The sequence below is a fragment of the Thalassoglobus neptunius genome, assembly GCF_007859735.1.
GTDB classification, from domain to species: Bacteria; Planctomycetota; Planctomycetia; order Planctomycetales; family Planctomycetaceae; genus Thalassoglobus; species Thalassoglobus neptunius.
Genome location: NZ_SIHI01000008.1, coordinates 16,114 through 40,739 on the forward strand (window position 1 = coordinate 16,114; position 24,626 = coordinate 40,739).

Genomic DNA, 24,626 nt, shown 5'->3' on the forward strand with positions numbered 1-24,626 from the left:
TCCCATGAAAGTGGCTTTTGCTCGCAAGCTGATACCAATTTTATCGACGGATCAAACCGATTGCGGAAATCGGGTGGCTCGATGAAAAAACCTCCGCGAAGTTGCGGAGGTTAATGTTGTTCAAAAGTTGTTCAACAATTGAAGCGGCTTTCATGTGGCGCTCAATCGGTTGCGAGTTCGAGCACCATGCAACTGGTCTCTTACTTTGATTTGGTTGCCGGAACGGCGGTCGAGCAGAATGATGCTTTAATGTACTCGCGGTTCAGTCGGGCAATGTGTTCAACGGAGACGCCCGCAGGACAGGCTGCTTCACATTCGTAAGTGTTGCTACAGCCTCCGAAGCCTTCCTCATCCATCTGGGCGACCATGTTCACGACGCGTTGTGACCGTTCTGGATCACCTTGTGGAAGTTGAGCCAGGTGAGACACTTTCGCCGAAGTGAAGAGCATGGCTGACGCGTTCTTGCACGCAGCCACGCATGCACCGCAGCCAATGCAGGCAGCTGCATCGAGTGAGCTTTCCTGATCCTGACGAGGAATCGGGAGGCAGTTCCCGTCCTGAGCCTGTCCCGTATTCACCGAGACGAATCCGCCCGACTCAATGATTCGATCGAATGCAGTCCGGTCAACGGCAAGGTCTTTAATCACTGGGAATGGATTGGCTCGCCATGGTTCAATGACGATTGTCTGGCCACTTTTGAAGCGACGCATGTGCAGCTGGCATGTCGTCGTTTCGTTGTCTGGACCGTGTGCCTGACCGTTGATCATCACTCCACACGTTCCGCAAATTCCTTCGCGGCAATCGTGGTCGAAGGCGACCGGTTCTTCTCCCGCGGCGACCAGTTGTTCGTTGAGAACGTCGAGCATCTCAAGGAACGACATGTGCGTCGAAATCCCATTGACTTTGTAATCCACGAATCGCCCACGGTCGCTTGGGCCGTCCTGGCGCCACACTCGAAGTGTCAGGTTCAGATTCTGGTCAGAGTGGCTCATGGTCAGATCAATCGAGAATAAAGGATGTGTGACTGCCGCAACCTCGGGCGTGGTTCGCTACTTGTAACTTCGTGTTGTGAGTTCGACGTTTTCAAACTCAAGTGGTTCAACGTGCCGCTTGGCTTCGCCGTTCGGAACGTGTTCCCAGGCAGCGACATGTGTGAAGTTTTCGTCGTCGCGTTCGGCTTCACCTTCCGAAGTTTGATGCTCTTCCCGGAAGTGGCCACCGCAGGATTCTTCACGAGTGAGAGCGTCCTGAGCAAAGACCTCAGCAAACTCGAGGAAGTCCGCCACGCGTCCAGCCATTTCGAGTTGTTGGTTAAACGACTCTCCACTGCCGGGGATTCGGATTTGCTTCCAGAACTGTTCGCGAATCAGCCGGATTTTGTCAATCGCCTGATTCAGTCCTTGAGCATTGCGGGCCATTCCGCAGTAGTCCCACATGATTTGTCCAAGCTCACGATGGAAGCTTTGAACGGTGCGGGTTCCGTTGATTCGCAGAAGTTTATCAACTCGGTCCTTCGCTTCGTTTTTCGTTTCTTCGAAGCGAGGATGCGCGGTCGTGACCGGCTTGATCGTTCGTCCGGCAAGGTGATGACCAACGGTGTACGGAGCAATGAAGTATCCGTCGGCGAGACCCTGCATCAGGGCACTGGCACCGAGGCGGTTCGCTCCGTGGTCTGAGAAGTTGGCTTCGCCGAGTACGAACAGTCCCGGAATAGTGCTTTCCAGGTTGTAGTCGACCCAAAGCCCACCCATGGTGTAGTGCACCGCGGGATAGATTCGCATTGGGGTCTTGTACGGGTTTTCGTCCGTGATCTTCTGGTACATATGGAAGAGGTTGCCATACTTGCTGCGGATGGCATCTTCTCCCTGTTCCTGGATGGCTCGTCGGAAATCGAGGTACACAGCCATTCCGGTTTCGCCGATTCCGTAACCTTCGTCACACCGTTCTTTGGCGGCGCGACTTGCGACATCGCGAGGCACCATATTCCCGAAGGCAGGATACCGACGTTCGAGATAGTAATCTCGATCTTCTTCCGGAATGTCCTGTGGCGCTCTGCTGTCGTTAGGGTCTTTGGGAACCCAGACCCGCCCGTCATTTCGAAGACTCTCACTCATCAGAGTGAGTTTCGACTGATAATCCCCTTTGACCGGGATACAGGTTGGGTGGATCTGAGTGAAGCATGGGTTGGCGAAAAATGCTCCACGCTTGTGGCATCGCCAGGCTGCGGTGACGTTGCACCCCTTTGCATTGGTCGACAGATAAAATGCGTTCCCGTAGCCCCCGGTACAGACCAACACTGCGTGGGCGGCGTGAGTTTCGAACTCACCGGTCTTGAGGTTTCGGCAAACGATCCCGCGTGCCATTCCGTCGACTGTGACCAGATCGAGCATTTCCCGGCGGGGGTACATTTTGACCTTCCCCGCAGAAACTTGCCTCATCAGGGAGCTGTAAGCTCCAAGCAGGAGCTGTTGTCCGGTCTGTCCACGGCAGTAGAACGTTCGCGATACTTGGGCTCCGCCGAACGTCCGGTTGGCGAGCAGTCCGCCATATTCTCGGGCGAAGGGAACTCCCTGAGCGACACACTGGTCGATGATTGAACCGCTGACTTCTGCAAGGCGATAGACGTTCGCTTCTCGCGCTCGGAAGTCTCCCCCTTTAATTGTGTCATAGAAGAGCCGGTGAACGGAATCTCCGTCGTTCGGGTAGTTCTTGGCAGCGTTGATTCCCCCTTGAGCCGCGATGCTGTGCGCCCGTCGCGGGGAGTCTTGATAGCAGAAAGCTTTGACGTTGTAGCCCAACTCTCCGAGAGAAGCAGCCGCAGCTGCGCCGGCGAGTCCTGTTCCGACGACGATGATGTCGAACCGACGCTTATTGTTCGGAGAAACGAGTTTCATCTCGTTCCTGTGCTTCTCCCACTTTTCCGAAAGCGGGCCGCCGGGGACATCTGAGTGAAGTTCCATTTGACTCATCGTCAATTTCCTACCAGGCATTTTTCAACAGCGAGCAGCGGTGTTCCCGATGTGTTTTTCCGGAATTGAAGAATCAATCTTCTGACTGCTGCGACTTCACAGACAACTGAAATCAATGGCCGGTTGTTACCGTTCCGACGAACTGAAACCACTCAGGGTACATTTGAGCCATCACAGGGAAGCTGCTGAAGCCAAGGGCGACAACAACTCCGAAGATGCGCGAAACCAGTTGGATTCCCGCAGTGTACTTGGGATGATTGAATCCAATTGTCTGGCAGGCACTTGCCAAACCGTGGGAAACGTGAATTCCCAACGCGATGGCCCCGGCCATGTAAATAATCAGCCGAGTTCCGTCCGAAACGATCAATCCGGCCTTCTGGGCGGGTGTCATGTCCTCGAGTCCCCATCCAAACTCCAGTTTGAAGTCGGAGATGTGGACGATCAGGAAGAGCATTCCGACCAGACCGGTGACCATCATCGTGTAATCTGGAGCCAGGAGAAGCGGAAAGGCACGGTCGTCTCGTTTCGACTCCGTTTTCCGGTACCCTGTTTTTCTCGCGGATTTGTTTTCCCACGTCGTCGTGAAGGCGAGCACGATATGCAGAGCGAAGGCCGCGAAGAGGAGCGTTTCCGCCAGCATCAGGAATTCTTCGTTGCTGTGCAGAGCGTGGGCGTATTTGTCGTACGCTTCGCCTCCAACATACAGCAACAGGTTTCCTGAAAGGTGCACGACCAAAAAGAAACAGAGGAACAGGCCCGTGAGCGCCATGACGAATTTGCGTCCCACGGTAGACTTCAGAAAGCCAGTGAGCCAGCTCAATTTCGGCTCCTTCAATTTCGATGCCGTCAAAAATTCGAGGTCAACGTCACTCAATACCGAGCATCCGATGAGCAAACGGTACCCCTTTTGCCATCGCAACTTCGGCGGATTATAGGGCTTCGGTCAACATCTGCAACGTTCGATTCGCTGCAGTTTCGTTAACTCTCAGCTTTGAACTCCCCAGCGTCGTAGCGTTCCCAGAATTCAGAAGGTGTCATTGGTTGGGCGACGCCGTCGAATGATGTGTCAATTTGCTGGAGAGATCTCATGTTCCGAATTGCTTCGATTCCGGTTTTAATGAGATTTGGCGTGAAAATCAGCCGTTCGAGTTGGAGGTCGGCAAGTGGGCTCAAGTCGGTGACCTGAGTTCGGGAAATGTTGAGCCGCTTGAGGGTGTTCATTCCGGAGAGTGCGTTGAGGTTGTTCACCGAACTTCCCTCGACGTCCAAGCTCACAAGTCCGTGGTCCGAGATTCCGGTGAGGTCCTTCACATTCGTGTTTCGCATCCAGAGAGTGCCAAGCCTCATGGACTGAACAGTCTTCAGGTCTTCGATGGGAGTATCGCAAAGATTCAGTTCGTCCAGTTGTTTGCCTGTGAGGATCGAAAGATCTTCCACGGGGCAGCCGTTCAGCCACAAGACTTTGAGCGGGCATGACTTCAATGGAGAAATGTCGCCAACCTTCGCACCTTCCAGATAGAGGTGGGTCAGTTTCGTGTTTCCTTCGAGGAACGAGAGGTCTTCCAGTTCAGAGCGCGTCGCGTCGAGGTGTTCCAGTGGAGCACCGGTTAAGGGCGACATGTCGGAAATGTCGGTTTCGGAGATTCCCATCCGTTCGATTTTCATCCCTTCCAGTGGAGACAGGTCAGTGACCCGCGTTTGGGAAAGGTTCAAGACTTTCAGAGGAAGTCCGCGCAACGGTTCGAGGGTTGTGACCCCGCTGTTTCCGAGATCGGCGACCGTGAAATTGCGTCCGGTCTTTTCGAAGTGGGCGTTTTCGTTGGCTCCGAGTTGTGTGCGAAGTTCGTCCGCACTCAACATTTTCGGAGTGTCGTCCTCCGCATTCGAGGGCTGTTCTTCAGGCTTGACCGCCGTGAAGGTTGAAGCGGAGCCATCGGAGCTTTCGCTCGGCGGATTCTCGCTACACCCGGAAATGGTGAACGAAAGAGTAAGGCATCCGAGCAACAGGGTGAGACGCTGCGTTTCTGGAAGCGGAAAGTTCTGAGTGGGTGTTGAGCAATAGAAGTGTTGCTTCGCCATGGATGCGGCTTTCTCGTATTTCGAGCAAAAAATGGCCGTGAGTTTGAGAGTTCTCGATCTCACTCACAGAGAATTCGATCGAAGCCCAGTAGATTTATTTGGGTTTGATGGCACCCGATTCGAGGTCTTTGACGACCTCTGCCAGGACTGCCGGGTCTCCGGATGCAATAACATGCTGGATGCGACCACCGGGAACATCAAGTCGTTCCATCGCTTCCTGAGCTGAGTTCCACAGCTTGGCTTTTTGCTTGGCGCCAGTCGCCAGATAGAGGCTGGTGACCAGTTCGCTCAGCCGCTGGCTGTCGATCTGTTCCCGGTTCTCGTAGTACCGGGAAATGACTTTTTTCTGGTAATTGGAGTATTCACGAGGCATGGGATTGTCCTGGGTTCAGATGAGATGGCATTGTAGCCAATCGGCGCCGAGGATGAAGTTGCTCCAAGCAGGCGCGTTTTTTTCGTGTCAGTCAACGTGTTACGATTGATCGAGAGAGCAATGACGAAAGGCTGGGAGGTTTTTGTGAATCAACAGGGAAAACGCCCGTGGCTTCAAGAAATCAGTCGGTTGGTGGATCAACGCGCGGGGCATATTCGGGACATTCGGCGATTTCTCCACCAGCATCCTGAACCGAGCGGCGAAGAGTTTCACACGACGGCGTTTTTTCTTGAGAAGCTCAAGGAACTGGATGTCCGGACTGTTGTCGGGCCAGGAAATCGTGGACTCATTATTGATGCGCCCGGAAAAGATCCGTTGATCGCAATCCGTGGAGATATTGACGGGCTGCGAATTCAGGATCAGAAGAACACAAGCTATTGCAGCCAGAGTGAAGGGTTGATGCATGCTTGCGGGCACGATGCGCATGCGGCGATCGCATACGGGACGATGCTGGCGCTGATTGATTTGTCGAAGAAGTTTCCCGAGTGGTCGGTTCCGTGGCGGGTCTTGCTTCAACCGGCAGAAGAAACGAATCGTGGAGCGATCGAACTGGTGAAGGCGGGAGCGGTTGATGGGATTCAGGCGTTGATGAGTCTGCACATGGATCCATCAAGAGAAACCGGGACGATTGGAGTTCGCTCGGGAGCATTCACGGCGGATTGCAACGAGCTGGAAGTTCAGGTTCTCGGTCGCGGGGCGCATGCAGCTCGTCCCCATGAGGCGTGTGATCCCATCGCAGCAGCTGCGCAATTGATCAGTTCAATTTTCCTGTTCATTCCGCGTGGAACAGATTCTCAAGATCCCGTTGTGGTCAGCTTCGGCCAAATTCAGGCAGGGCAAAATCCGAACGTGATTCCCGATGAGGTGATCGTCCGCGGAACGCTTCGGACTCTCGATTTGCGGATCAGCGAGAACACGATTCGGCATCTCGAACGACTCGCACGAGGTGTCGCAGAAGCCAGCGGGACAGCGATCACGGTCTCGCATCGTCATGGTCCCCCGGGGGTCGAGAATGATCCGGAATTGACGAAGATCGTTCGCGAAGTTTCGGGTGAATTGCTTGGTCGAGAAGGTGTGCAGGAGATTTCTCGGCCGAGTATGGGAGGCGAGGATTTCGCCAATTACTTGCAGAAGGTTTCGGGGGTGATGTTCCGGTTGGGGTGTGTGAAAAACACTCAAAACGCCCCTCCGCTTCATTCTCCGCTGTTCGACATCGACGAAGATTCTCTTGCCGTCGGAACGAAAGTTCTCGCCGGGAGTGTCGTGGAATGGTATCTGCGGCATACCAATTGCGGTTAGACTGTTCCCGCGAGGTTATTTCCACACAGTCGCAACTGGAGCGAAGCCGACGATGTCAAAAATTCCCTTCTCAGAAAGTCTCGGGCCGTCGCTCGGAGTCGAAATCGAAATGGCTCTGGTGGATCGCGAGACGGGAAGTCTGCGGTCAGGGTGTCCGGCGATCCTCCAGGTGCTTTCAAGTGCTGATTGCGAAACGGTCAAGCCGGAGTTGATGGAGTGCTATATCGAAGTCAACACGGATGTCTGTTCAACAGTCAGCGAGGCGGGAGCACAGCTTCGCGAGCAGTTGAAGGCGGTTCAGTCCGCTGCAGAGGAAAACGGTGTCGATTTGCTCTTTTCTGCGACACATCCGTTTTCGTCATGGCATGACCAGCAGGTCAGCGACAATGAACGTTACAACCGAATCGTCAATCTTCTGCAAGACACAGCCCGTCAACTGGTAACCTTCGGGCTTCACGTGCATGTCGGTGTGGATTCGGGTGACAAGGCGGTGATGATCTGTGATCGCATTCTGAGTCACTTGCCGATTCTTCTCGCTGCGAGTTGTAACAGCCCGTTTTGGGAAGGCCGCCAAACGGGTTTGTGTTCGTGGCGGACGAAAGTAATGGAGGGGCTTCCGACGGCAGGTTTGCCTCCCTTTATGCGCAACTGGAGCGAATACGCGTGGCTCGTCAATCATCTGATTCATACAGGATTTATTGAATCGATCCGAGAAATCTGGTGGGACGTGCGGCCGCATCACAACTTTGGAACAGTGGAGGTTCGCATCTGTGATATGCCCGGTCGCCTGGACGATGCGCTCGGACTGGTCGCTTACATTCACTGTTTGATCAAGTCGCTTTCCGATGAGATCGATGAAGGTCTCTATCAGCATGATTGTCATCCGATGCTGGTCAGGCAGAATAAATGGCGCGCTGCCCGATATGGATTGGATGCCGAGTTGGTCGACAGCCAGAATCATCAACTCGTTCCGACGCGAGAGATCATCAAGTCGACGATTGAAAAGTTCCGGGGCATCTCTCAGGACCTCGGTTGCGAGGCTGAATTGATGGAGTTTGGTGAGTTTGTTCAACAACCGACCTGGGCCGAGCGACAAATGGATCATCTGGAAAGATTCGGCTGCCAGCAGCAGCTCGTCCGGTGGTTGGTCGAGCAATCCCGCATCAGTTGAATGGGAGTCGCTGAATGAGCGCGGCAGCTGAGTCCCCCGCCATTGTCGATGCGGCCAGAGTGTCGACTTTCTTCAATTCTGGCACAAAATCGGGGGCTGAGAGGGCTCGGAAGGAGCCCGGAAAGTTGTGAGTCGTCATGAAAATCAAGGGTTAACCAAAAACACATTCTAATTTTCAGAATTTCCCCTTTTCCTGAAATTGCCTGATAGCTATGATCCTTCCAGCTGTTATGGAAAGTGATCGCTGAAGGTCTATACAATCTCACCTTCCCACGTTTCTTCCTTTGGATTCTCATTGCGTTGACGAGAGTGAATCTGAGAGACACGGGAGGTCAATTCAGCAATACCCTCCATTTTTTTGACGACTCTTGCTTCTTCTTTTCTCAATCTTCTCGCAGAAGCTTCGGTTGCATTCGGTTGCAAATACGTCGAAGTTCCGCAGAAGTTGTCGAAAGTCGATCGAGTTTTTTGAAGAGTAAGAAAGCGGCAAGAGCCGAAGATTTGAACGGGTGAGACTCCTCAACGAGGCGAACACCTGGCTCACATAAAAGGGTTATCACTCTCTCAACTGACGAGAGAGTCGAAATTTGACGACGGAGTCATTCATCATGCGAAATCCCATTCGAGCAGTTCGAGTTTGACTCGAGCAGCATCCTGGCCACATCGACGGGTCGTTCCCATCGGTTTCAGGTTTAAGAGAACTGTTCGACGTTGTGAGTTAAGTGAACTCACGTCGAGCGATTCACGAACCGGAAAATTGGCAAAGTGTTCTGCTTGGGTCTCGCATGACTCCCTGGATTCCCACTGAGAATCCTTTCTTTCCAAGTATGAAAACTGCTTTGTGTTGGCGGTGAACGCCAATTTCCTCTTGAGAATTGCGTAACTCGTTACTGATGGGTGAGTCGCAGAGTTGTGGCTCCTCTTCCATTTATCCTGACAGCCTTGGTATGGCCATGAATCTGAATAAAGTCCGAAACATCGGAATTTCCGCCCACATTGACTCCGGAAAGACGACGCTCACTGAGCGAATTCTTTACTACTCCGGTCGTATCCACAAAATCGAAGAAGTGCGTGGAGGCGGTGACGGAGCGACCATGGACCACATGGAGCTCGAAAAAGAACGTGGGATCACAATTACTTCCGCTGCGACTCAGGTTCAGTGGAAAGACCACATCGTGAACGTCATCGATACACCAGGTCACGTGGACTTCACTGTGGAAGTCGAACGTTCTCTGCGTGTTCTCGATGGAGCTGTGCTCGTTCTCTGTTCCGTCGGTGGTGTTCAAAGTCAGTCGCTGACTGTGGACCGCCAGATGAAGCGGTACAAAGTTCCGCGAATTGCGTTCGTCAACAAGATGGACCGAACCGGAGCGGATTTCTACTCCGTTGTGCGTCAAATCAAAGACAAGCTGAAAGCCAACGCTGTCCCGATTCAAATTCCAATCGGAGCCGGAAACGACTTCGAAGGAATGATTGACCTCATCGAAATGCAGTCAATCACCTTCGGCGGTGACCGCGGGGAAGACGTGATTCGCGGCGAAATTTCTGCGGACATGAAGGAACAGGCAGAAACCTATCGTCAAGAGATGCTCGAAGCTCTCTCGATGTTCGACGATGAACTCATGGAAGCTCTGCTCGAAGAAGCAGAGCTTCCAACCGAGAAAATTCGGGGAATCATCCGCGCAGCGACGTTGACTCAGGACATCACACCAGTGATGTGTGGTTCGGCGTTCAAGAACAAAGGTGTTCAGTCGCTGCTTGATGCTGTGACTTACTTCCTGCCTCGACCGAATGACGTCGATGTTGAAGCCATCGATGTCGATGCGACTGAGAAGGCAATCAAAGCTGGCGAAATTCAGGAAAACGAAGCGAAGCGAGTGACCCTGTCGGATTCCGTCGACGATCCACTTGTCTGTATGGCTTTCAAAACCGTTCTGGAGCAGTTCGGACAGTTGACCTACACCCGGATCTACCAAGGAAAGATCGTTAAGGGTGAAAGTTACATCAACACTCGTACCGGCCAGAAGGTCCGGTTCGGTCGACTGGTTCGTATGCACTCGAACGATCGAGAAGATATCGATGTCGCGGAAGCGGGCGATATTGTTGCGGTTGTGGGAATCGATTGTGCTTCCGGGGATACGTTCTGTGGACCAGGAGCGAACTACTCGCTGGAAAACATTTACGTTCCGGAACCTGTGATTCGACTTTCGATCGAGCCAACCGACCGTGCAGGTGCCGATCGTCTCGGAAAAGCCCTCGAGCGTTTCCGTCGCGAAGATCCAACCTTCCAGGTCAGCACTGATCCCGAAACCAATCAAACGATCATTGCCGGGATGGGACAACTGCACCTCGAAGTTTATATCGAGCGAATCAAGCGAGAATATCGCTGTGAAGTCACCATCGGGGAACCGAAAGTGGCTTACAAGGAAATGCCGACCAAAGACGTCGACTTCAACTACAAGCACAAGAAGCAGACGGGTGGGTCCGGTCAGTACGCTCACGTTGTGGGAAAACTGCACTGCCTCCCGGAAGGTTCCGAAGAGGAATACGTCTTCAACAACAACATTTCACAGGGACGTATTCCAGCCCAGTACATTCCTGCTGCGGAAGCTGGTTTCAAACGAGCCCTTGAAAAAGGACCGTTGATTGAAGCCGAAGTTGTGTACGCCTCCGTCGATCTCGATGACGGAAGCTATCACGATGTCGACTCCTCGGAAAAAGCGTTCGAAACTTGTGGATGGCAGGCGGTTCGCGATGCCCTGACAAAGGCATCTGTCGCATTGCTTGAGCCGATCATGACATTGGATGTGGAAATTCCAGAAGAGTTTCAGGGAGCCGTGACCGGTCACCTGTCGAGTAAGCGTGGTGTCGTGAACTCAGCAGAGACCCGTGAAGGAACCTGTTACATCGTCGCGGAAGTTCCACTTGCGAACATGTTCGACTATGCCAACGAACTGCGATCGATGACGCAGGGTAAGGGTGGTTTCAGTATGGAATTCGGCCGCTACAGCCAGGTTCCACGTAACATCCAGACAGAAATTGTCGAACGTCGCCGCAAAGAGAAAGAAGAACGACTCGCCAAGAAGTAAGTCGTCTTCCAACATGAGTCTTCAGACTCGGCCCGGGAAATTGTTCCCGGGCTTTTTTTATGTCGACATCCTCGCCAACTGGCAAAAATGACCATCGTGAATTGTTCAGACTGACGACCGATCGTGCATCAAACCGGGATCATCAACGTGTGGCAGTGGACTTCAAATGGCCGGTGACGCTGGGTGTCTCGTCGGATTGTTTTGTTGGTGCTCTCTCTGATTCGAAATTCGCATCCCCACTCAATATGATCCCGTGGCTGAGGAGCGCTCTTCATGGACGCGGTTTGTTTCGATGATGATTCCTGATCGGGGATCGCCGAGATCGGAGTTTCCTTGGGGACAGGAGACTTCTCAGTGCCGCGTTCGTGAAATCATCCAAGGTGACTTGTGGCGTCCATTCAAGAGTTTCTCCTTCTGGCCATTCTGCTGATTCCGGTCATCGTGCTGGGCATTGACTCTCTGAGAGAGACGCGTTCAGGCAGGGGCTGCTACTGGTTGCTTGGTGCCACGATCGTTCAGGTCGTGATGTTGGTGGCGATTGCTGCTTCGGCGATGATTTCTCAAACACCCGCTGAGACCTCAGTTTTCTCTCATCTCGCTGCTTCAATTTCGCTGTCGCCTGAGCCAACTGTTTTCAAACTTGCGCTCCGTCTGGATTTGCTCAACTGCCTGGGGCTTGTCGGCCTTCAATTGGCGCTTCTGACGATCGCTGGTGCGAGAGAACCGCGCTGCCCGTCCATTGAGCGACATCTGCTCGCGTTTCTGGCGTCCGGATCGTGGTTGTTGCTGGGAGATGACCTTATCTCCCTGGCGAGTGCGTCTTCGCTTTCCGTGCTGTGTCTGGCCGGGATTTCGAGAAGCTCAAAAAGTTCCTCGACGGAAGATTCGGGGTTCGACGTGCCAGTGTTTTTGTTCGTCGGCTGGATGGTATTTCTGTGTGGAATCGCGTGGCTGGCGGCGGTCGCTTCGATCGTGCGATCTGCGCCACATGGAGTTCCAGGAGAGAGCACATTCGTTTTAACAGACCTTGCGCATCTCCTTCAGGTCTCAATTCGACAACACCCGGCAGCTCATTTTCTCTGGGAGCAGTATCGACTTCTGCCGATCGGAGCGCTTGCAGTTGGTGTCGGTTTGCTGACCGGGCTCTTCCCGTTTCAGGAGTTGTATTCTCGACGTTTTGCGAACGCGACGTTTGAGGAACGACTTGGGCTGTTGTTTCTGTCGAACGCAGCATTGATTCACTTCGCTCGAATTCTCACCGACGTTCCTGCAGCGACTGGAGAGATTCCGACCGTCCCGCTTTCGCTTCCGGAGTTGTCCATTCCTGCGATTCTTGGTTTCGCCGTGCTTTCCGTTTTTCTGAATGCTCGTGCCGATTCTTCTCAACTTCGAGGCCGAGTCGTGACCTGGGCGCACCAGTTTGTCTTTCTGGGATTTGTGCTGTTGCCTCCGCTGCGAATCGTGTGCGTCCTCTATGCCGTCGTGACTCAGTTTTCCTCGCTGGTTCTCTTGAGTCTCGACACCGACGGAGGAGAGGATCGTGAGGCAGGTTCGGTGGCGATTGGACGATGGATCGCGGTCGTGACAGTCGGTGTTTTGCCCGGAATGACAGGAATGCTGCTGTTCTGGCAAGTTCATCAACTCTTGAGTGGGTCTGAAGAATACGGAGCGGCGTCGAAGTGGATCTTCACTGGTGCCGTTCTCGTGAGCATGGTGGGGTTGTTGAAGCTGTTGCCTGCTGAGGACGTCTCGCATCACGGTCGCGGCAACTCGCTTGTGAATTGCTTTCGGTGGATCTGGATTCTGGTCGCGATTGTCAGCAGCATCGGGATTGCAGCGTGGGTTCTGATTCAGTCGTGACTGGTTCGACCTTTTCCGGAATTTTTCGACTCGCGTCGTTTCTTCGTAGCGGTGTTTGATCGCGTGAATCGATGCTGGCTCATTCCGGGATGAATTTGGAAAAAGTCTCATCGAAAGATCGGCGACTGCAAGAATATCGCAGTCAATCTCGCCTCGACTCACACTGGAAAGTGCTTTAGACTCCGGCAGAATCGGCGAGTTGCCGAACGCAAAGGAGTGCGCATGTACAAGTTTTTGATTGCAAATCGATATCTTCGGACGCGGTTGATTGCTCTCGCGAGCATCATCAGCGTGACATTGGGCGTGGCGACGATGATTGTCGTCAATAGTGTCATGTCTGGGTTCAGCAGCCAGATGAAGGATCGAATTCACGCCATCCTTGCGGATGTGATGATCGAGACGACCAATACGGACGGGACTCCCGATCCGCGTCAGTTGATGGCGGATGTCGAAAGACTCGTTGGTGCCGAAGTCGAGTTCATGACTCCGACGGTCGAAATCTACGGGATGATCAGTTTCGACTGGGGCGGACAGACTGTTTACCGTCCGGTGACTCTCATCGGGATTGACCCCAATGGCAAGAATCATGTGAGTCCGTTTGCCGGCCATATGATGAGTCGACAGAAAATTATTCTTGACGACGAATTGATTCGCGGGCGCTTACGAGATCCCAACGAACCGCTCGATTGGGAGCTTACCGATGATGCGAGAGCGACTCGAAAAGACTGGATCGAGTTCGAGAACTTTCGCGATCAGTTCGATAACCAGTACGGAAATTTCGAATCGCCCGTTTCTGCTCCTCCCGAGTTATTGTCAGGAGTTGAAGCTGCACCTGCGATTGAGCCTGTTTCGTCGTTCTCGTTGGCGGATCCCTTTGACGATGGTTCTTCTCCGGAAATTCAGCAAGTGAGTGGTTCGTCGGTGGACGGTTCACAAGAGAACGATTCAACAGCGAACGGTTCATCAGCGAATGGTTCATCAATCAGCCATGAGCGCCACGAGCGTCTCGATGGGACTGGGGGAATTCAGTCTTTTCGTGATCCATTCGAATCGACTCGCATCGCCGAGCAGATTAACCCGATGGATCCGCTGCCAGCCCGAATTTACGTGGGGGCAGGACTCGTCAGTTTTCCTTACAAAGACAAAGCGACCGGCAAGACCAAGATGATTTACATGGTCAAGCCCGGTCAGGACGTGACGCTGACAACCATCAAAACTGGAAAGCCGGAACCGGCCAGTTTTAAGGCGACGGTTGTTGATTTTTTCAAGAGCGGCATGAGCGAGTACGATTCCAATCTCGTATTCTGCAATCTGGAGCAACTTCAACTCGCACGCGGGATGCTCTTTTCGCCCGATCCTTCTCGACCGAACGAAGGGCTCGACTGGCGAGATGGTGCTGTGACAAGTCTTCAACTCAAACTGAAGAACTACAACTCGGCAGGGGATGTTGTTCGGAAACTGCGTTCGGGGCTGAGTCCTCATACGGGGACGTTTCAAGTCTTGACGTGGGAGCAAAAACAGGGACCGTTGCTTGAGGCAGTCGCGATGGAGTCTGCCATTCTCAACGTTCTTCTGTTTCTCATTATTACTGTCGCTGGGTTCGGAATTCTGGCGATCTTCTTCATGATCGTTGTCGAGAAGACTCGCGACATCGGAATCCTGAAGGCTCTCGGGGCAAGTTCTCGCGGGGTGATGTTTATCTTCCTGTCGTATGGACTTTCCCTTGGAATTGTCGGGAGTGGTGTGGGCGTGGTCCTGGGGCTGCTCTTTGTGCGATACATCAATCAGGTCGAAGCGTTCCTCTCATGGTTTACGGGGCGGAAAGTTTTCGATGAGACCATCTATTACTTCCGTGAAATTCCAACACTTGTCTCACCGATGATGGTGTTCTGGGTTGCGTTGGGGGCCATTGTGATCGCTGTGCTGGCGAGTGTTTTACCCGCCCGCCGGGCAGCACGACTCCATCCTGTGCAGGCACTTCGCTACGAATAATGGTGGCCCATCAGGCTGTTGATACGGATGGCAGCAGCGAGACCTCAAGACGAGTGACCCATGTCTCAACCTTCTGTGATTTCGATGAATGAACCTGTTCACTTGCGAGCGAAAGCTCTCGACAAATCGTATCGAAAAGGGGAACACAAGGTTCCCGTTCTTCGGGGAGTCGATGTCAAAGTGAACCGGGGCGAGTTTCTGTCCATTGTGGGACAGTCCGGATCCGGAAAGAGTACTCTGATGCACTTGCTCGGGTTGTTGGATGTTCCGGACGTCGGAGAAGTCTGGCTGGAAGGAACTCGGATTGACAATCTGCCTGAACGAACTCGGGATGAACTGAGAAACAACGTCTTCGGATTCGTGTTTCAGTTCTACCACTTGCTTCCGGAATTGAGTCTGCTGGAGAACATTCTTTCTCCGCTCATGATCCGATATTCGATTTGGGAATATCTGCGTCGAAAGTCAGAACTGAAAGAGCAGGCGGTCGAGATTGCCAAGCAGGTTGGTCTCGATCACCGACTCCGGCATCGTCCTTCGGAACTCTCGGGAGGAGAAATGCAGCGGGCAGCGATTGCTCGAGCATTGATTGCCCGCCCGAATGTGCTGCTCGCCGATGAACCGACAGGAAATCTCGATTCCCGGACCGGCGGAGACATCATGGAATTGCTTCACAAACTGAATGAGGAGCAGCAACTCACCATTTTGATGGTGACTCACGACGACAACATCGCACGCCAGGCTGAGCGAATTGTGCGGCTCAGCGAGGGGCGAATTCAGTCGCTGAATGAAGCTGCCCAAGGCGTTGCGTGATTCGTTCCGTTCATGAGAATTCGGAGAGTCTTCCTGAACTTGCTCGACATTGCGAGTGTCATTGACGCGACTGGCTTTCTGTCGAATCACTTTTTGCTATCTTGACAGAGTGCAAGGTTGATCCTGTGGCACGAGCAATCCGCTCTGTCCTGTGCACTCGTGGGAACATTTGGACTCAGCTTTGGCTGCGTCGTCCCGATGCGATCCTGAAACGTGTGAATCGAGTGTTTTTCCCGGATATGTCGGGAGTCACATTTCGTAGCAGGACGACCGCGAGTGCGAGTTCGTGAAACCAATTCGAAGAATGCTCTAACGGAAGTCGAGACAAAGATGGCGGATCAGGCAACGCAAAAGGTCTATCTCAACGGTCAACTTGTCGATAAGCAACAGGCCGTTGTCAGTGTCTATGACCACGGGTTGCTGTACGGCGACGGCGTTTTTGAAGGCATTCGGGTTTATTCCGGGAAAGTCTTTCGCCACGAAGATCACATCGATCGCCTCTACGAAAGCGCGAAAGCAATTCGTCTCGAAATTCCCATCGACAAGTCGAAGATGCTGGCTGCAGTGAATGAAACTGTGGCTGCGAATGGAATTGTTGATGGCTATGTGCGACTTGTGATCACACGCGGGTCAGGGACATTAGGGCTCGACATTCGACGGACGAGTGATCCGCAAGTCATCATTATTGCGGATACGATTTCGCTCTACCCGGAAGAACTGTACGAAAACGGGTTGCGAATCATTACGGCGAGCACAATTCGAAATCATCCGTCTGCGCTCAGTCCGCGAATTAAGTCGCTGAATTACTTGAACAATATCATGGCGAAAATCGAAGGGACCGATGCCGATTCTCTCGAAGCTCTGATGTTGAATCACAAGGGAGAAGTGGCTGAGTGTACCGGCGACAATATCTTCATCGTGAAGAACGGCGTTCTGAAAACTCCCCCGACTGATGCAGGAATTCTCGAAGGAGTGACGCGCAACGTTGCCATGGAACTGGCACGTGAGGCCGGAATTGAAGTCGTGGAAATGACGCTCTTGCGGCACGATATCTACATTGCTGACGAGTGCTTTTTGACAGGCACGGCCGCGGAAGTGATTCCCGTTGTCTCACTCGATGGTCGTGAGATCGGCGATGGAAAACCGGGGCCTGTGACTCAAAAGCTCCGACAACGATTCCAAGAGTACGTTCGTGAATAACAATTCCGTCACGTCCGTCCGGCGAGCAAGATCGAGCGATCAAGATGCAATCATCTCGGTTTGCAAAGCCGCTTTTGAGACCAAAGATGAAGCGGCTTTGGTCAAAGAGTTGACCGCTCAAGGTTGTGTCGCGGAGTTGCTTGTTGCGGAAGTTTCTGGATCGGTCGTTGGAACGATCATCTTCAGTCATCTCGAAATCGTCTGTGCCGACAAAACTGTCGATGCACTGGCGTTGGCACCGGTCGCGGTCGTTCCGGAGTTCCAGAATCAAGGCATCGGATCGCGACTTGTCAGCGAAGGCTTAAAGAGTTGCCGAGAGGCGGGGCATCACATCGTGATCGTTCTCGGTCATCCGGAGTTTTATCCGAGATTCGGTTTTTCGAGCGAGTTGGCAAAGCCGCTCGCTTCGCCGTTCTCGGGCGATGTCTGGATGGCCGCTGAATTGACTCCCGGGTCTCTTGAAAATGTTTCGGGAAGAGTTGTGTATGCTGCTCCGTTCGGAATTGACTGAACGGCGAAATGGGCAAACTCTCTCAGCTTTCTGATTGCGTCTGAAATCAGTCCGTCGACTGCGGAATTGCGCTGGATTTGCTATTCTGGCCTTATGTTTTTGAGCATGTTTCGAGATAGAAATTTACTTGCCAGTGGAAAATCGAAGTCACATGTTGGACCAATTCAATATTGCAATCAACGGGGCCGCCGGTCGGATGGGACAACGTTTGATTGTCCTCAGTCACGAAGATCCGGAACTGAATCTCGTCGCAGCGATCGACGCTCCGGGAAGTCCCTCAATCGGCAAAGATGTCGGTCAGATTGCGGGGATTGGAGATATCGGAGTCGTCGTCACTTCGGCGCTTCCGGATCGTGTCGATGTCGTCATCGACTTTTCGACTCCGGACGGGGCGATTGCGATTTCCCAGGTGTGTGCAGAGCGGCGAATTCCACTCGTTGAAGCCACAACAGGATTGACGGAGAGTCAGCGGGAAAGCGTGATCGCGACGTCTCAGGAAACGGCACTCGTTATCGCTCCGAGTATGAGTCTCGCAGTGAATCTTGCGATGAAGCTCGTCGCAGAAGCGGGGCGTGCTTTGAAGAATCTTCCGGGTGGGGTCGACGTTGAAATTATTGAGAGACATCACCGGTTTAAGGAAGATGCGCCGAGCGGGACTGCTCTCAAGTTCGGAGAAGTTGTTGCCCAGGAAATGGGCCAGACAGACCATGTTCATGGCCGCGAAGGACGAAGCGGGCAGAGGCCGCAATCTGAAATCGGTTATCACGCCCTCAGGACCGGCGACAACGTCGGCGAGCATCAGATTGTCTTCGGGATGATGGGCGAAACGCTGGAAGTTTACGTGAGGGGGCATACTCGCGACAGCTATGCTTACGGTGCTCTGACAGCTGCGAAGTTTGTATGCAAGCAGCCTGCGGGGTTGTATTCCATGCAGGACGTCCTCAATCTGTGAAGTCAGCAGTTGTCGCCAAGATGAGCAGCGTTGAATGTTCGGCGATGAATGTTCGGCGGACCCCGGAAGTTGCGAAACCCTTCAAGATTATTGGCTGAGTCGAGAGGATTGTCTCATGAGTTGGCGGAACAGCACAATCATAACGATCTCGATCGTTTTCCTCGGGGGGCCTTTCGGTGACGCAGCTTCCGCTGACGATCACACGTTTGAGCTTCCGGCGTCCGAGATTTTGCTTGAAGATTGCCCCATTCAGATTGCGGTTCCCGAAAGTCTGGGGGAAGTGGAACACCTGGAGGTCGTCGATCTCAGAACAAAATCAGTGACAGACGCGCAAAGAATCGGAGATTCCGAACGGTGCGTATTCATTCTTCAGGACCCGATTTCAGCCGGGGAAACTCCGAAGTTCTCGATTCAAAAGTCAAAGAATCCGCCTGCGGACAAGGTCACAGTCTCTCGTGACGAGGGCCGAGTGATCATGAGTCTGAATGACAAAAACGTTCTCGCTTACAACGTCGAAGTCGTTTCTCCTCCAGAAGGTGCAGATCCCATTTTTCGTCGGAGCGGTCACATTCATCCTGCTTGGACTCCCGACGGGCTGATTGTGACGGACGAGTTCCCCGCGGATCACGTTCATCAACACGCCATTTTCTCCGCGTGGACGAAAACCACTTTCGAAGGAGAGCGGGTCGACTTCTGGAATCAGAAAGCGGAAACCGGAACAGTCGAGCATCGTGAAGTGCTGGATTTGGTTTCGGGACCAGTTTTTGGAGAGCTGAAGGTTCGGCTGGCTCATGTTGTCACCAAGACTGAAAATCAGGATGTCCTGGACGAAGTCTGGACGATTCGCCTGTTTGCGATTGCTGATCCTCATTTCTTCGAAATCGAATCGGTCCAAACATGTGTTGCCGAAACTCCGCTCACGATTGACGAATATCACTATGGCGGGTTTGCTTTCCGAGGAGCTGCGGAATTCTTCTCAGAGCAGGGACACTCCATGGTGACCAACGAGACGAGCGACAGGGTTGAGGGGAACCATTCACGCCCCGACTGGGTCAGTCTCTTTGGACAGGTCTCCGGAAAGCAGTGCGGTGCTGTGATGTTCTCGCATCCTGAAAATTTTCGAAGCCCTCAACCGGTTCGATTGCATCCAACGAAGCCGTATTTTGTCTTTTCACCGTGCGTGCTCGGTGAGTTTTCCCTTGAGCCCGGACAGCCTTTTCGATCCCGATACGCTTACCTCACATTTGATGGCACGCCGGACCGAAAACGCATTGGACAGCTGTGGACGACGTTCGGTCGTGAGGACGCATTGACAATCGTTCCCTGACAAGCGATCGTCTCTTGTGTTTGAGAATTCGCGTGTTCGCAGGGAGTGAACCGGGGCATCATTCACGAAGAACACGCAGCATGGCCGAGCGAGCAGCATTTCGTCGGGCGGAAACTTTCTGCGTTAATTTTCAAAGATGGTTTCCATTAAAACACCAGAAACGTCGTCGTAAAACGGGCGACTGAGATAATTTTGATCACAGCGATTTGAAGATTCCTCGAATCAACAGATCGATCGAGTGGCTGCGGACGCGGTCGTTAAGAAGAGAGACATGTCTACTGAACTCGCTTTTCAATCCAGCATCAACCCGGCTCATACCACGACCTATGGAGTCAATGAAGTCCTGACAGCTTGTCCCCAGACGGGTGACTTGCTCGACATTCAGTATGACTGGGATCGTGTGCCTGTTCCGGGCAGTCTCAAGGAATTCGAGAGTCGCTGGTCAACGCGTCGGAATCCGCTTGATTTCAGCGGCGTGTGGCGATTTCGAGAACTTCTCCCATTCGCTCCCGAAGACAAAATCGTGACGATCGGGGAAGGGCAGACACAGCTTCAGCAAAGCGAACATGTCGCGAAGTTCGTTGGAGTCGACGACAAGAATCTGTTTCTGCAATACGAGGGATTAAACCCTTCCGGGAGTTTCAAAGACAACGGAATGACTGCCGCGTCGACTCACGCAAGAATTGTCGGCGCGAAAATGGCAGCGTGTGCATCGACGGGGAATACGAGTGCCTCGCTTGCCATCTATTCCGGAGTGACGAAGCTGTTCAAAACGATCGTCTTCGTCGGCAGCGGAAAAATTGCCTACGGAAAGCTGTCTCAGGCACTGGATTATGGGGCGGTAACGCTTCAGATTCAGGGGGACTTCGACGACGCACTCAAACAGGTTCGTGAAGTCTGCCGGGCTGCGAATATCTACCTTTGCAACAGCGTGAATCCCTTCCGGTTGGAAGGTCAGAAGTCGATCATGTATCGGGTTCTCGAAGGGCTCAATTGGGAAGTTCCCGACTGGATTGTTGTCCCGGGCGGAAATCTCGGGAACTCGAGTGCTTTCGGGAAAGCATTCATCGAACTGAAGGAACTGGGGTTGATCGATCGCGTGCCTCGTCTGGCGGTGATCAATGCTCGCGGAGCAAATACCCTCTATCAGCTCGTTGAAGAGAAAGGACTCTCCTGGAACGGTGGTCAACCTGACGAAGCTTTGGTGAATGAGTTTTACCAGGCGATGGATGCGGACAATCGACGAGCGAGTACGCTGGCAAGTGCCATTGAGATCAATCGCCCGGTCAATTTGATGAAGTGCCTGCGAGCATTGGATTTCTGCGACGGTGTCGTTCGCGAAGTCGACGACCCGGAGATTCTCGACGGCAAAGCTCAGGTCGGAGCCGGTGGATTAGGCTGTGAGCCTGCGAGCGGGGCAAGTGTTGCGGGGGCTCGATTGTTAAGAGAACAAGGCGTGATCGCGCCCAGCGACAGAGTTGTGTGCATCCTCACAGGCCATCAACTGAAAGATTCAACAGCAACGGTTGAGTATCACATGGGGAAAAATGGACAGTCTGGGAGCAGCTGTGCGAATTCCCCGATTCAAGTTGAAAATGACTATGAAAAAATCATGGAAGTAATTCGCCAAATTTCGTAGAATTTGACGATTGTTGACGAGTCGTTCCGGTTGGAGGAAGCCTTCGTGTTCAGCCCGTATGAGGAACTTGAGTACCTCGCGGATTATCTGCCCGAGGAGGGAGAGATGGTCTTGGTCTCTCGTGAATCGGGTGAGCTCGTATGCAAGCCGTATCAAAAGGACGAACTGAGAGACGGCATTCATGATGCCCAGTTGTATGGGTTTCTGGTTCAGGCCAACGAACGACTTCACACAGCGGGCGCTCTTCCGTTGTTCGTGACAGCCATGCTGCTGGTTTGGTCCATCATCTTCATTCATGGACTCGTCGGCTTGGGCTGGTCTTACTGGTACATCGTTCCAGGATTAACGCTTCCGTTGCTCTATGGTTGTTTCGTCTGGGTTCGACAACGTCAGCAGGCGTATTTCCAGAAGATGATTCTTCCGCAACTGCAAAGTGAGCTTCAACGGCGCCAAATTCCGTTCTATGCGCTGGTCGCGGGCATTCGACAACACTCTGAGTTCCAAACGCTTCTCGATGAGATTGTCCACTGGTCACCGCAGTCCAGTGAGTTATCATCCTCCCATATGCGAAGTTGAACGAACATCGCATATGACCGAAGATCGCTGGCAAGCACCTTGGTGGCGGCGATCGACTTCGTAGGGACATAAGGAAGTTATGGGTGTTGAGAATCGGGATTACATGCGTGAAGAGTCCTCCTACAGGTACGGGGGGAGTTCACACCCATGGATGCAGAATATTGTTAAGACGCTGATCATTGTCAATGTGATCGTTTTCGTCGGTCAGCTCGTCATCAAAAGCCCAATGAGTTTTGACGAGTTCAAGACTCGGTTCGAGATGAACGCTCCGATCGTTCCTCAGAATGCGAATCTCGAGGAAGTCTATCAGCAACTCCGACAACAAAATCGTCTGCCCGATACTCCAGTTCTGAATCGCTGGATGACGCTGGAAACGACGAAAGTTCTCCAAGGCCAAATCTGGCGTTTGACCACTTACGACTTCTTGCATTCCACAGAAACGATCTGGCACATCGTCTTCAATATGTGGCTGCTGTTTCTCGCTGGTCGACAGGTCGCTGCCAAGTATGGTCAGTACGAGTTTCTCTGGTTCTATCTGACGGCCGGAGTTTTCTCAGCGGTGTTCTACATCATCTGGGGGCTCATTAACGGTGAGAACGTCGCTGCGGTGGGGGCATCGGGGGCTGTTTCGGCGGTGCTTGTTCTCTACGCCATGAACTGGCCACATCATCGCTGGTATATCTATGGAATCATCCCTGTTCCGGTGATCCTGCTGGTCGTCATTTCTGCGGGGATGGACTTTCTTCCGATGTTGAAACAACTCACCGGGGGGAATCGAGGCGATCATATCGCTCACTCAGCCCATATCGGCGGGATGTTGTTCGGGTTTCTTTATTACCGGCGGGCATGGCAGATCTCGTCGCTGATCCCCAAGGGAATTTCGAAGAACAATGTGTTCCGACGGATGCGGGGTCCAAAGCTGAAAGTGCATCAACCACCCGTTCAGGAAGAGACCACTTCGAGTCTCGGAACGACAATTCCTCCACACATCGCTGAGAAAGTTGACAAGATCTTGCAGAAGATCAGTGAGTCAGGCGAGGCGAGCTTGACCCATGAGGAGCGTGAGTTTCTCGCCGAATCAAGTCGCCGCTACCGCCGCTGATTGTTTCAGCACTTTGCAGAAACCGTGCGACGTCCCGTCTGGAGATGATGGCTTCTTACGGGGGAAATGTCTTCGGCCGGAGACTCGAAGAGTGAAGCTCCCTGCAATTCCGAAGGGCAGGGGAGATCGAGAATGTCCAGAATGGTCGGGGCAATTTGCGTCAGCGAGATCGGTTGTTGCACGACGCGATGACGAATTCCGGGTTGCCTGATCCAGAAAATTCCTTCGGGATCTGCATGGCTGCTGAGCGGGTTCTGCTCAATTCGGACAAGGTCTGAGAGCAAGACCTTCTGCCGGGTCTTTTGGTCCGTCAGCAACTCTTCTTTCGCGGCGATGCTTCGTCGCGTCGCGATTCCTGTCAGTCGATTGGAATGCTGACGAAGTTCAAAGGCCGGACGACCTTCGGAGTCGATCAGCGACTCCAGAGCGTTTACGGCAGTGGCAGCATCGTCGCAGTTTTCGAATCGCAATCGGAACTCGGGGCCGAATGTCGGTTCGGAGAAGACGCTACGGTTGGGGGCCAGTTGTTGTTCCAGAAACTCCCGCCCGACGAACGACGATTCGCGAGAAGAACCTGCTTGATCATGTTCCGGGAAGGCTCGTTGTCCTAAGCCTGGGACGACCATGATGGTCGCTTGGGGATCCAGCCTCAAGAACCGTTCGATGGTTTGATCGATGCTTCGGTAGCACTCCAGAAGAGCTGTGCGAAATGTCAGCAGATCGGAAGCAGAAGCACGAATGGGAAAGAGTTCGGGTTGGAAATATCGCCAGTAGCGACGTTGAAAGTGAGAAGCTGTGTGAGACCGAAACATCGATAATGCCGGACGATGAGAACTGTAATACTCTTCGAAGAGATCACACTGAATGGCATCCAGAAGAAGCGGCCGTTTCCAGCGGACTGATCGAGTTCGTTCGGCGAAGAGTTGTTGCAGAATTCTTTGTGCGGTCTGACCGGTGAGTCCTCGCTTCCTCAGCGAGCGGAAAAGTCCGAGCGTTTCTCGAGCACCGATCGGTGTTGAGTGGTCTCGGTCGTCAGTTGCGCGTTGAAGAAAGAACCGGGATAACAGTTCGAGTTCATCGTTCGAGAGCAGTTGAGCGATTGGGGAATTCGACTCGCTCAGATCTTCATTGAGTGAGCGAACTTCATCGTCATCAAAACATGTCCCGCACTGGGCAATGGGTCTTCCGGAGTCGGCAATCGATTCGACAACCGGCGACGATCGAACGCTTGAAGGTAAGGCGAGACGATCTTCCTGATGGACATGATGTGGCAGTCCGGAATACACGGTTTGCCATTGAGTCGTCGAGTGAAGCCACTTTCCGGAAGCTTCTGCATCTGTTGTTGCAACGATCGATTGGTTTCGCAACCTGTCGAACGCGGGAAGTTCTCCTGCTTGAATGAACAGGTTCAGCAGTTCGGTGGAGAGTTCATTCAACTCAAGACAGATGACTCGTCGATCGTTGGGCATAGACAGTTTCCCGATGGCAACAGTTGGCAAAAGGCGTCAATGATGATGCGATACTCCAACTTACAGCATGGGGAAATTGACGACCGATAATTCTGTCGCAACATTGGCGAAACCGTCAGAACGTGTACAACCATCCGAATCGATCCAC

The 24,626-nt window shown here is 53.0% G+C and carries 19 protein-coding genes; 13 read left to right on the forward strand and 6 right to left on the reverse strand.

The genetic code is table 11. The features are described from left to right. Positions 1–200 precede the first annotated feature (200 nt). From KOR42_RS14825 to KOR42_RS14845, 5 genes are all read right to left on the reverse strand, one after another. Positions 201–992 (reverse strand): succinate dehydrogenase/fumarate reductase iron-sulfur subunit, encoded by a 792-nt coding sequence (locus KOR42_RS14825; RefSeq protein WP_146510622.1) that lies wholly within the window; start codon positions 990–992, stop codon positions 201–203. A gap of 57 nt (positions 993–1,049) precedes the next feature. Further along, entirely contained in the window at positions 1,050–2,960 is a 1,911-nt protein-coding gene (locus KOR42_RS14830; RefSeq protein ID WP_146510677.1) for a fumarate reductase/succinate dehydrogenase flavoprotein subunit, read from the reverse strand. A gap of 121 nt (positions 2,961–3,081) precedes the next feature. Next, on the reverse strand, positions 3,082–3,789 hold the full coding sequence (locus KOR42_RS14835; RefSeq protein WP_146510623.1) for a succinate dehydrogenase cytochrome b subunit: 708 nt from the start codon (positions 3,787–3,789) through the stop codon (positions 3,082–3,084). A gap of 158 nt (positions 3,790–3,947) precedes the next feature. Next, the gene (locus KOR42_RS14840; protein WP_146510624.1) at positions 3,948–5,048 is read right to left on the reverse strand and encodes a leucine-rich repeat domain-containing protein; all 1,101 of its coding nucleotides are present in this window, start codon (positions 5,046–5,048) and stop codon (positions 3,948–3,950) included. A gap of 94 nt (positions 5,049–5,142) precedes the next feature. Then, entirely contained in the window at positions 5,143–5,421 is a 279-nt protein-coding gene (locus KOR42_RS14845; protein WP_146510625.1) for a hypothetical protein, read from the reverse strand. A 120-nt stretch (positions 5,422–5,541) separates the two neighbouring features. Between KOR42_RS14845 and KOR42_RS14850 the strand changes: the two genes are divergently transcribed. The 13 genes from KOR42_RS14850 to KOR42_RS14910 all read left to right on the forward strand — a co-directional run bounded on the left by KOR42_RS14850 (position 5,542) and on the right by KOR42_RS14910 (position 23,009). Further along, complete coding sequence (locus KOR42_RS14850) at positions 5,542–6,780, forward strand: M20 metallopeptidase family protein (protein ID WP_146510626.1); 1,239 nt, start codon at positions 5,542–5,544, stop codon at positions 6,778–6,780. Between the two features lie 52 nt (positions 6,781–6,832). After that, the gene (locus tag KOR42_RS14855; RefSeq protein ID WP_146510627.1) at positions 6,833–7,951 is read left to right on the forward strand and encodes a carboxylate-amine ligase; all 1,119 of its coding nucleotides are present in this window, start codon (positions 6,833–6,835) and stop codon (positions 7,949–7,951) included. Between the two features lie 953 nt (positions 7,952–8,904). Continuing rightward, positions 8,905–11,040 carry an elongation factor G gene (fusA, locus tag KOR42_RS14860; protein ID WP_146510628.1) on the forward strand — a complete coding sequence of 712 codons (2,136 nt, stop codon included), beginning with the start codon at positions 8,905–8,907 and terminating at the stop codon, positions 11,038–11,040. A gap of 387 nt (positions 11,041–11,427) precedes the next feature. Continuing rightward, positions 11,428–12,900, forward strand: a complete 1,473-nt coding sequence (locus KOR42_RS14865; RefSeq protein ID WP_146510629.1) for a hypothetical protein — start codon at positions 11,428–11,430, stop codon at positions 12,898–12,900. A gap of 222 nt (positions 12,901–13,122) precedes the next feature. After that, a complete protein-coding gene (locus KOR42_RS14870; protein WP_146510630.1) occupies positions 13,123–14,892 on the forward strand; it encodes an ABC transporter permease in 1,770 nt (589 codons plus the stop codon). A gap of 60 nt (positions 14,893–14,952) precedes the next feature. Next, a complete protein-coding gene (locus KOR42_RS14875) occupies positions 14,953–15,702 on the forward strand; it encodes an ABC transporter ATP-binding protein (protein WP_197441211.1) in 750 nt (249 codons plus the stop codon). A 330-nt stretch (positions 15,703–16,032) separates the two neighbouring features. Beyond that, entirely contained in the window at positions 16,033–16,902 is an 870-nt protein-coding gene (gene ilvE, locus KOR42_RS14880; protein WP_146510631.1) for a branched-chain-amino-acid transaminase, read from the forward strand. Continuing rightward, a complete protein-coding gene (locus KOR42_RS14885) occupies positions 16,895–17,413 on the forward strand; it encodes a GNAT family N-acetyltransferase (protein ID WP_146510632.1) in 519 nt (172 codons plus the stop codon). Before ilvE ends, KOR42_RS14885 begins: the two co-directional genes overlap by 8 nt. Before the next feature lie 151 nt (positions 17,414–17,564). Then, on the forward strand, positions 17,565–18,365 hold the full coding sequence (gene dapB / locus KOR42_RS14890) for a 4-hydroxy-tetrahydrodipicolinate reductase (RefSeq protein ID WP_146510633.1): 801 nt from the start codon (positions 17,565–17,567) through the stop codon (positions 18,363–18,365). A 115-nt stretch (positions 18,366–18,480) separates the two neighbouring features. Beyond that, complete coding sequence (locus tag KOR42_RS14895) at positions 18,481–19,692, forward strand: DUF6807 domain-containing protein (protein WP_197441212.1); 1,212 nt, start codon at positions 18,481–18,483, stop codon at positions 19,690–19,692. 271 nt (positions 19,693–19,963) lie between these two features. After that, complete coding sequence (gene thrC, locus KOR42_RS14900) at positions 19,964–21,331, forward strand: threonine synthase (protein ID WP_146510635.1); 1,368 nt, start codon at positions 19,964–19,966, stop codon at positions 21,329–21,331. Between the two features lie 45 nt (positions 21,332–21,376). Continuing rightward, a complete protein-coding gene (locus KOR42_RS14905) occupies positions 21,377–21,907 on the forward strand; it encodes a hypothetical protein (protein ID WP_146510636.1) in 531 nt (176 codons plus the stop codon). A gap of 79 nt (positions 21,908–21,986) precedes the next feature. Further along, the gene (locus KOR42_RS14910; RefSeq protein ID WP_146510637.1) at positions 21,987–23,009 is read left to right on the forward strand and encodes a rhomboid family protein; all 1,023 of its coding nucleotides are present in this window, start codon (positions 21,987–21,989) and stop codon (positions 23,007–23,009) included. Positions 23,010–23,014: 5 nt separating this feature from the next. Here the strand turns inward: KOR42_RS14910 and KOR42_RS14915 are convergent, their stop codons facing one another. Then, a complete protein-coding gene (locus KOR42_RS14915; protein WP_146510638.1) occupies positions 23,015–24,478 on the reverse strand; it encodes an alkaline phosphatase family protein in 1,464 nt (487 codons plus the stop codon). Between the last annotated feature and the right edge of the window lie 148 nt (positions 24,479–24,626).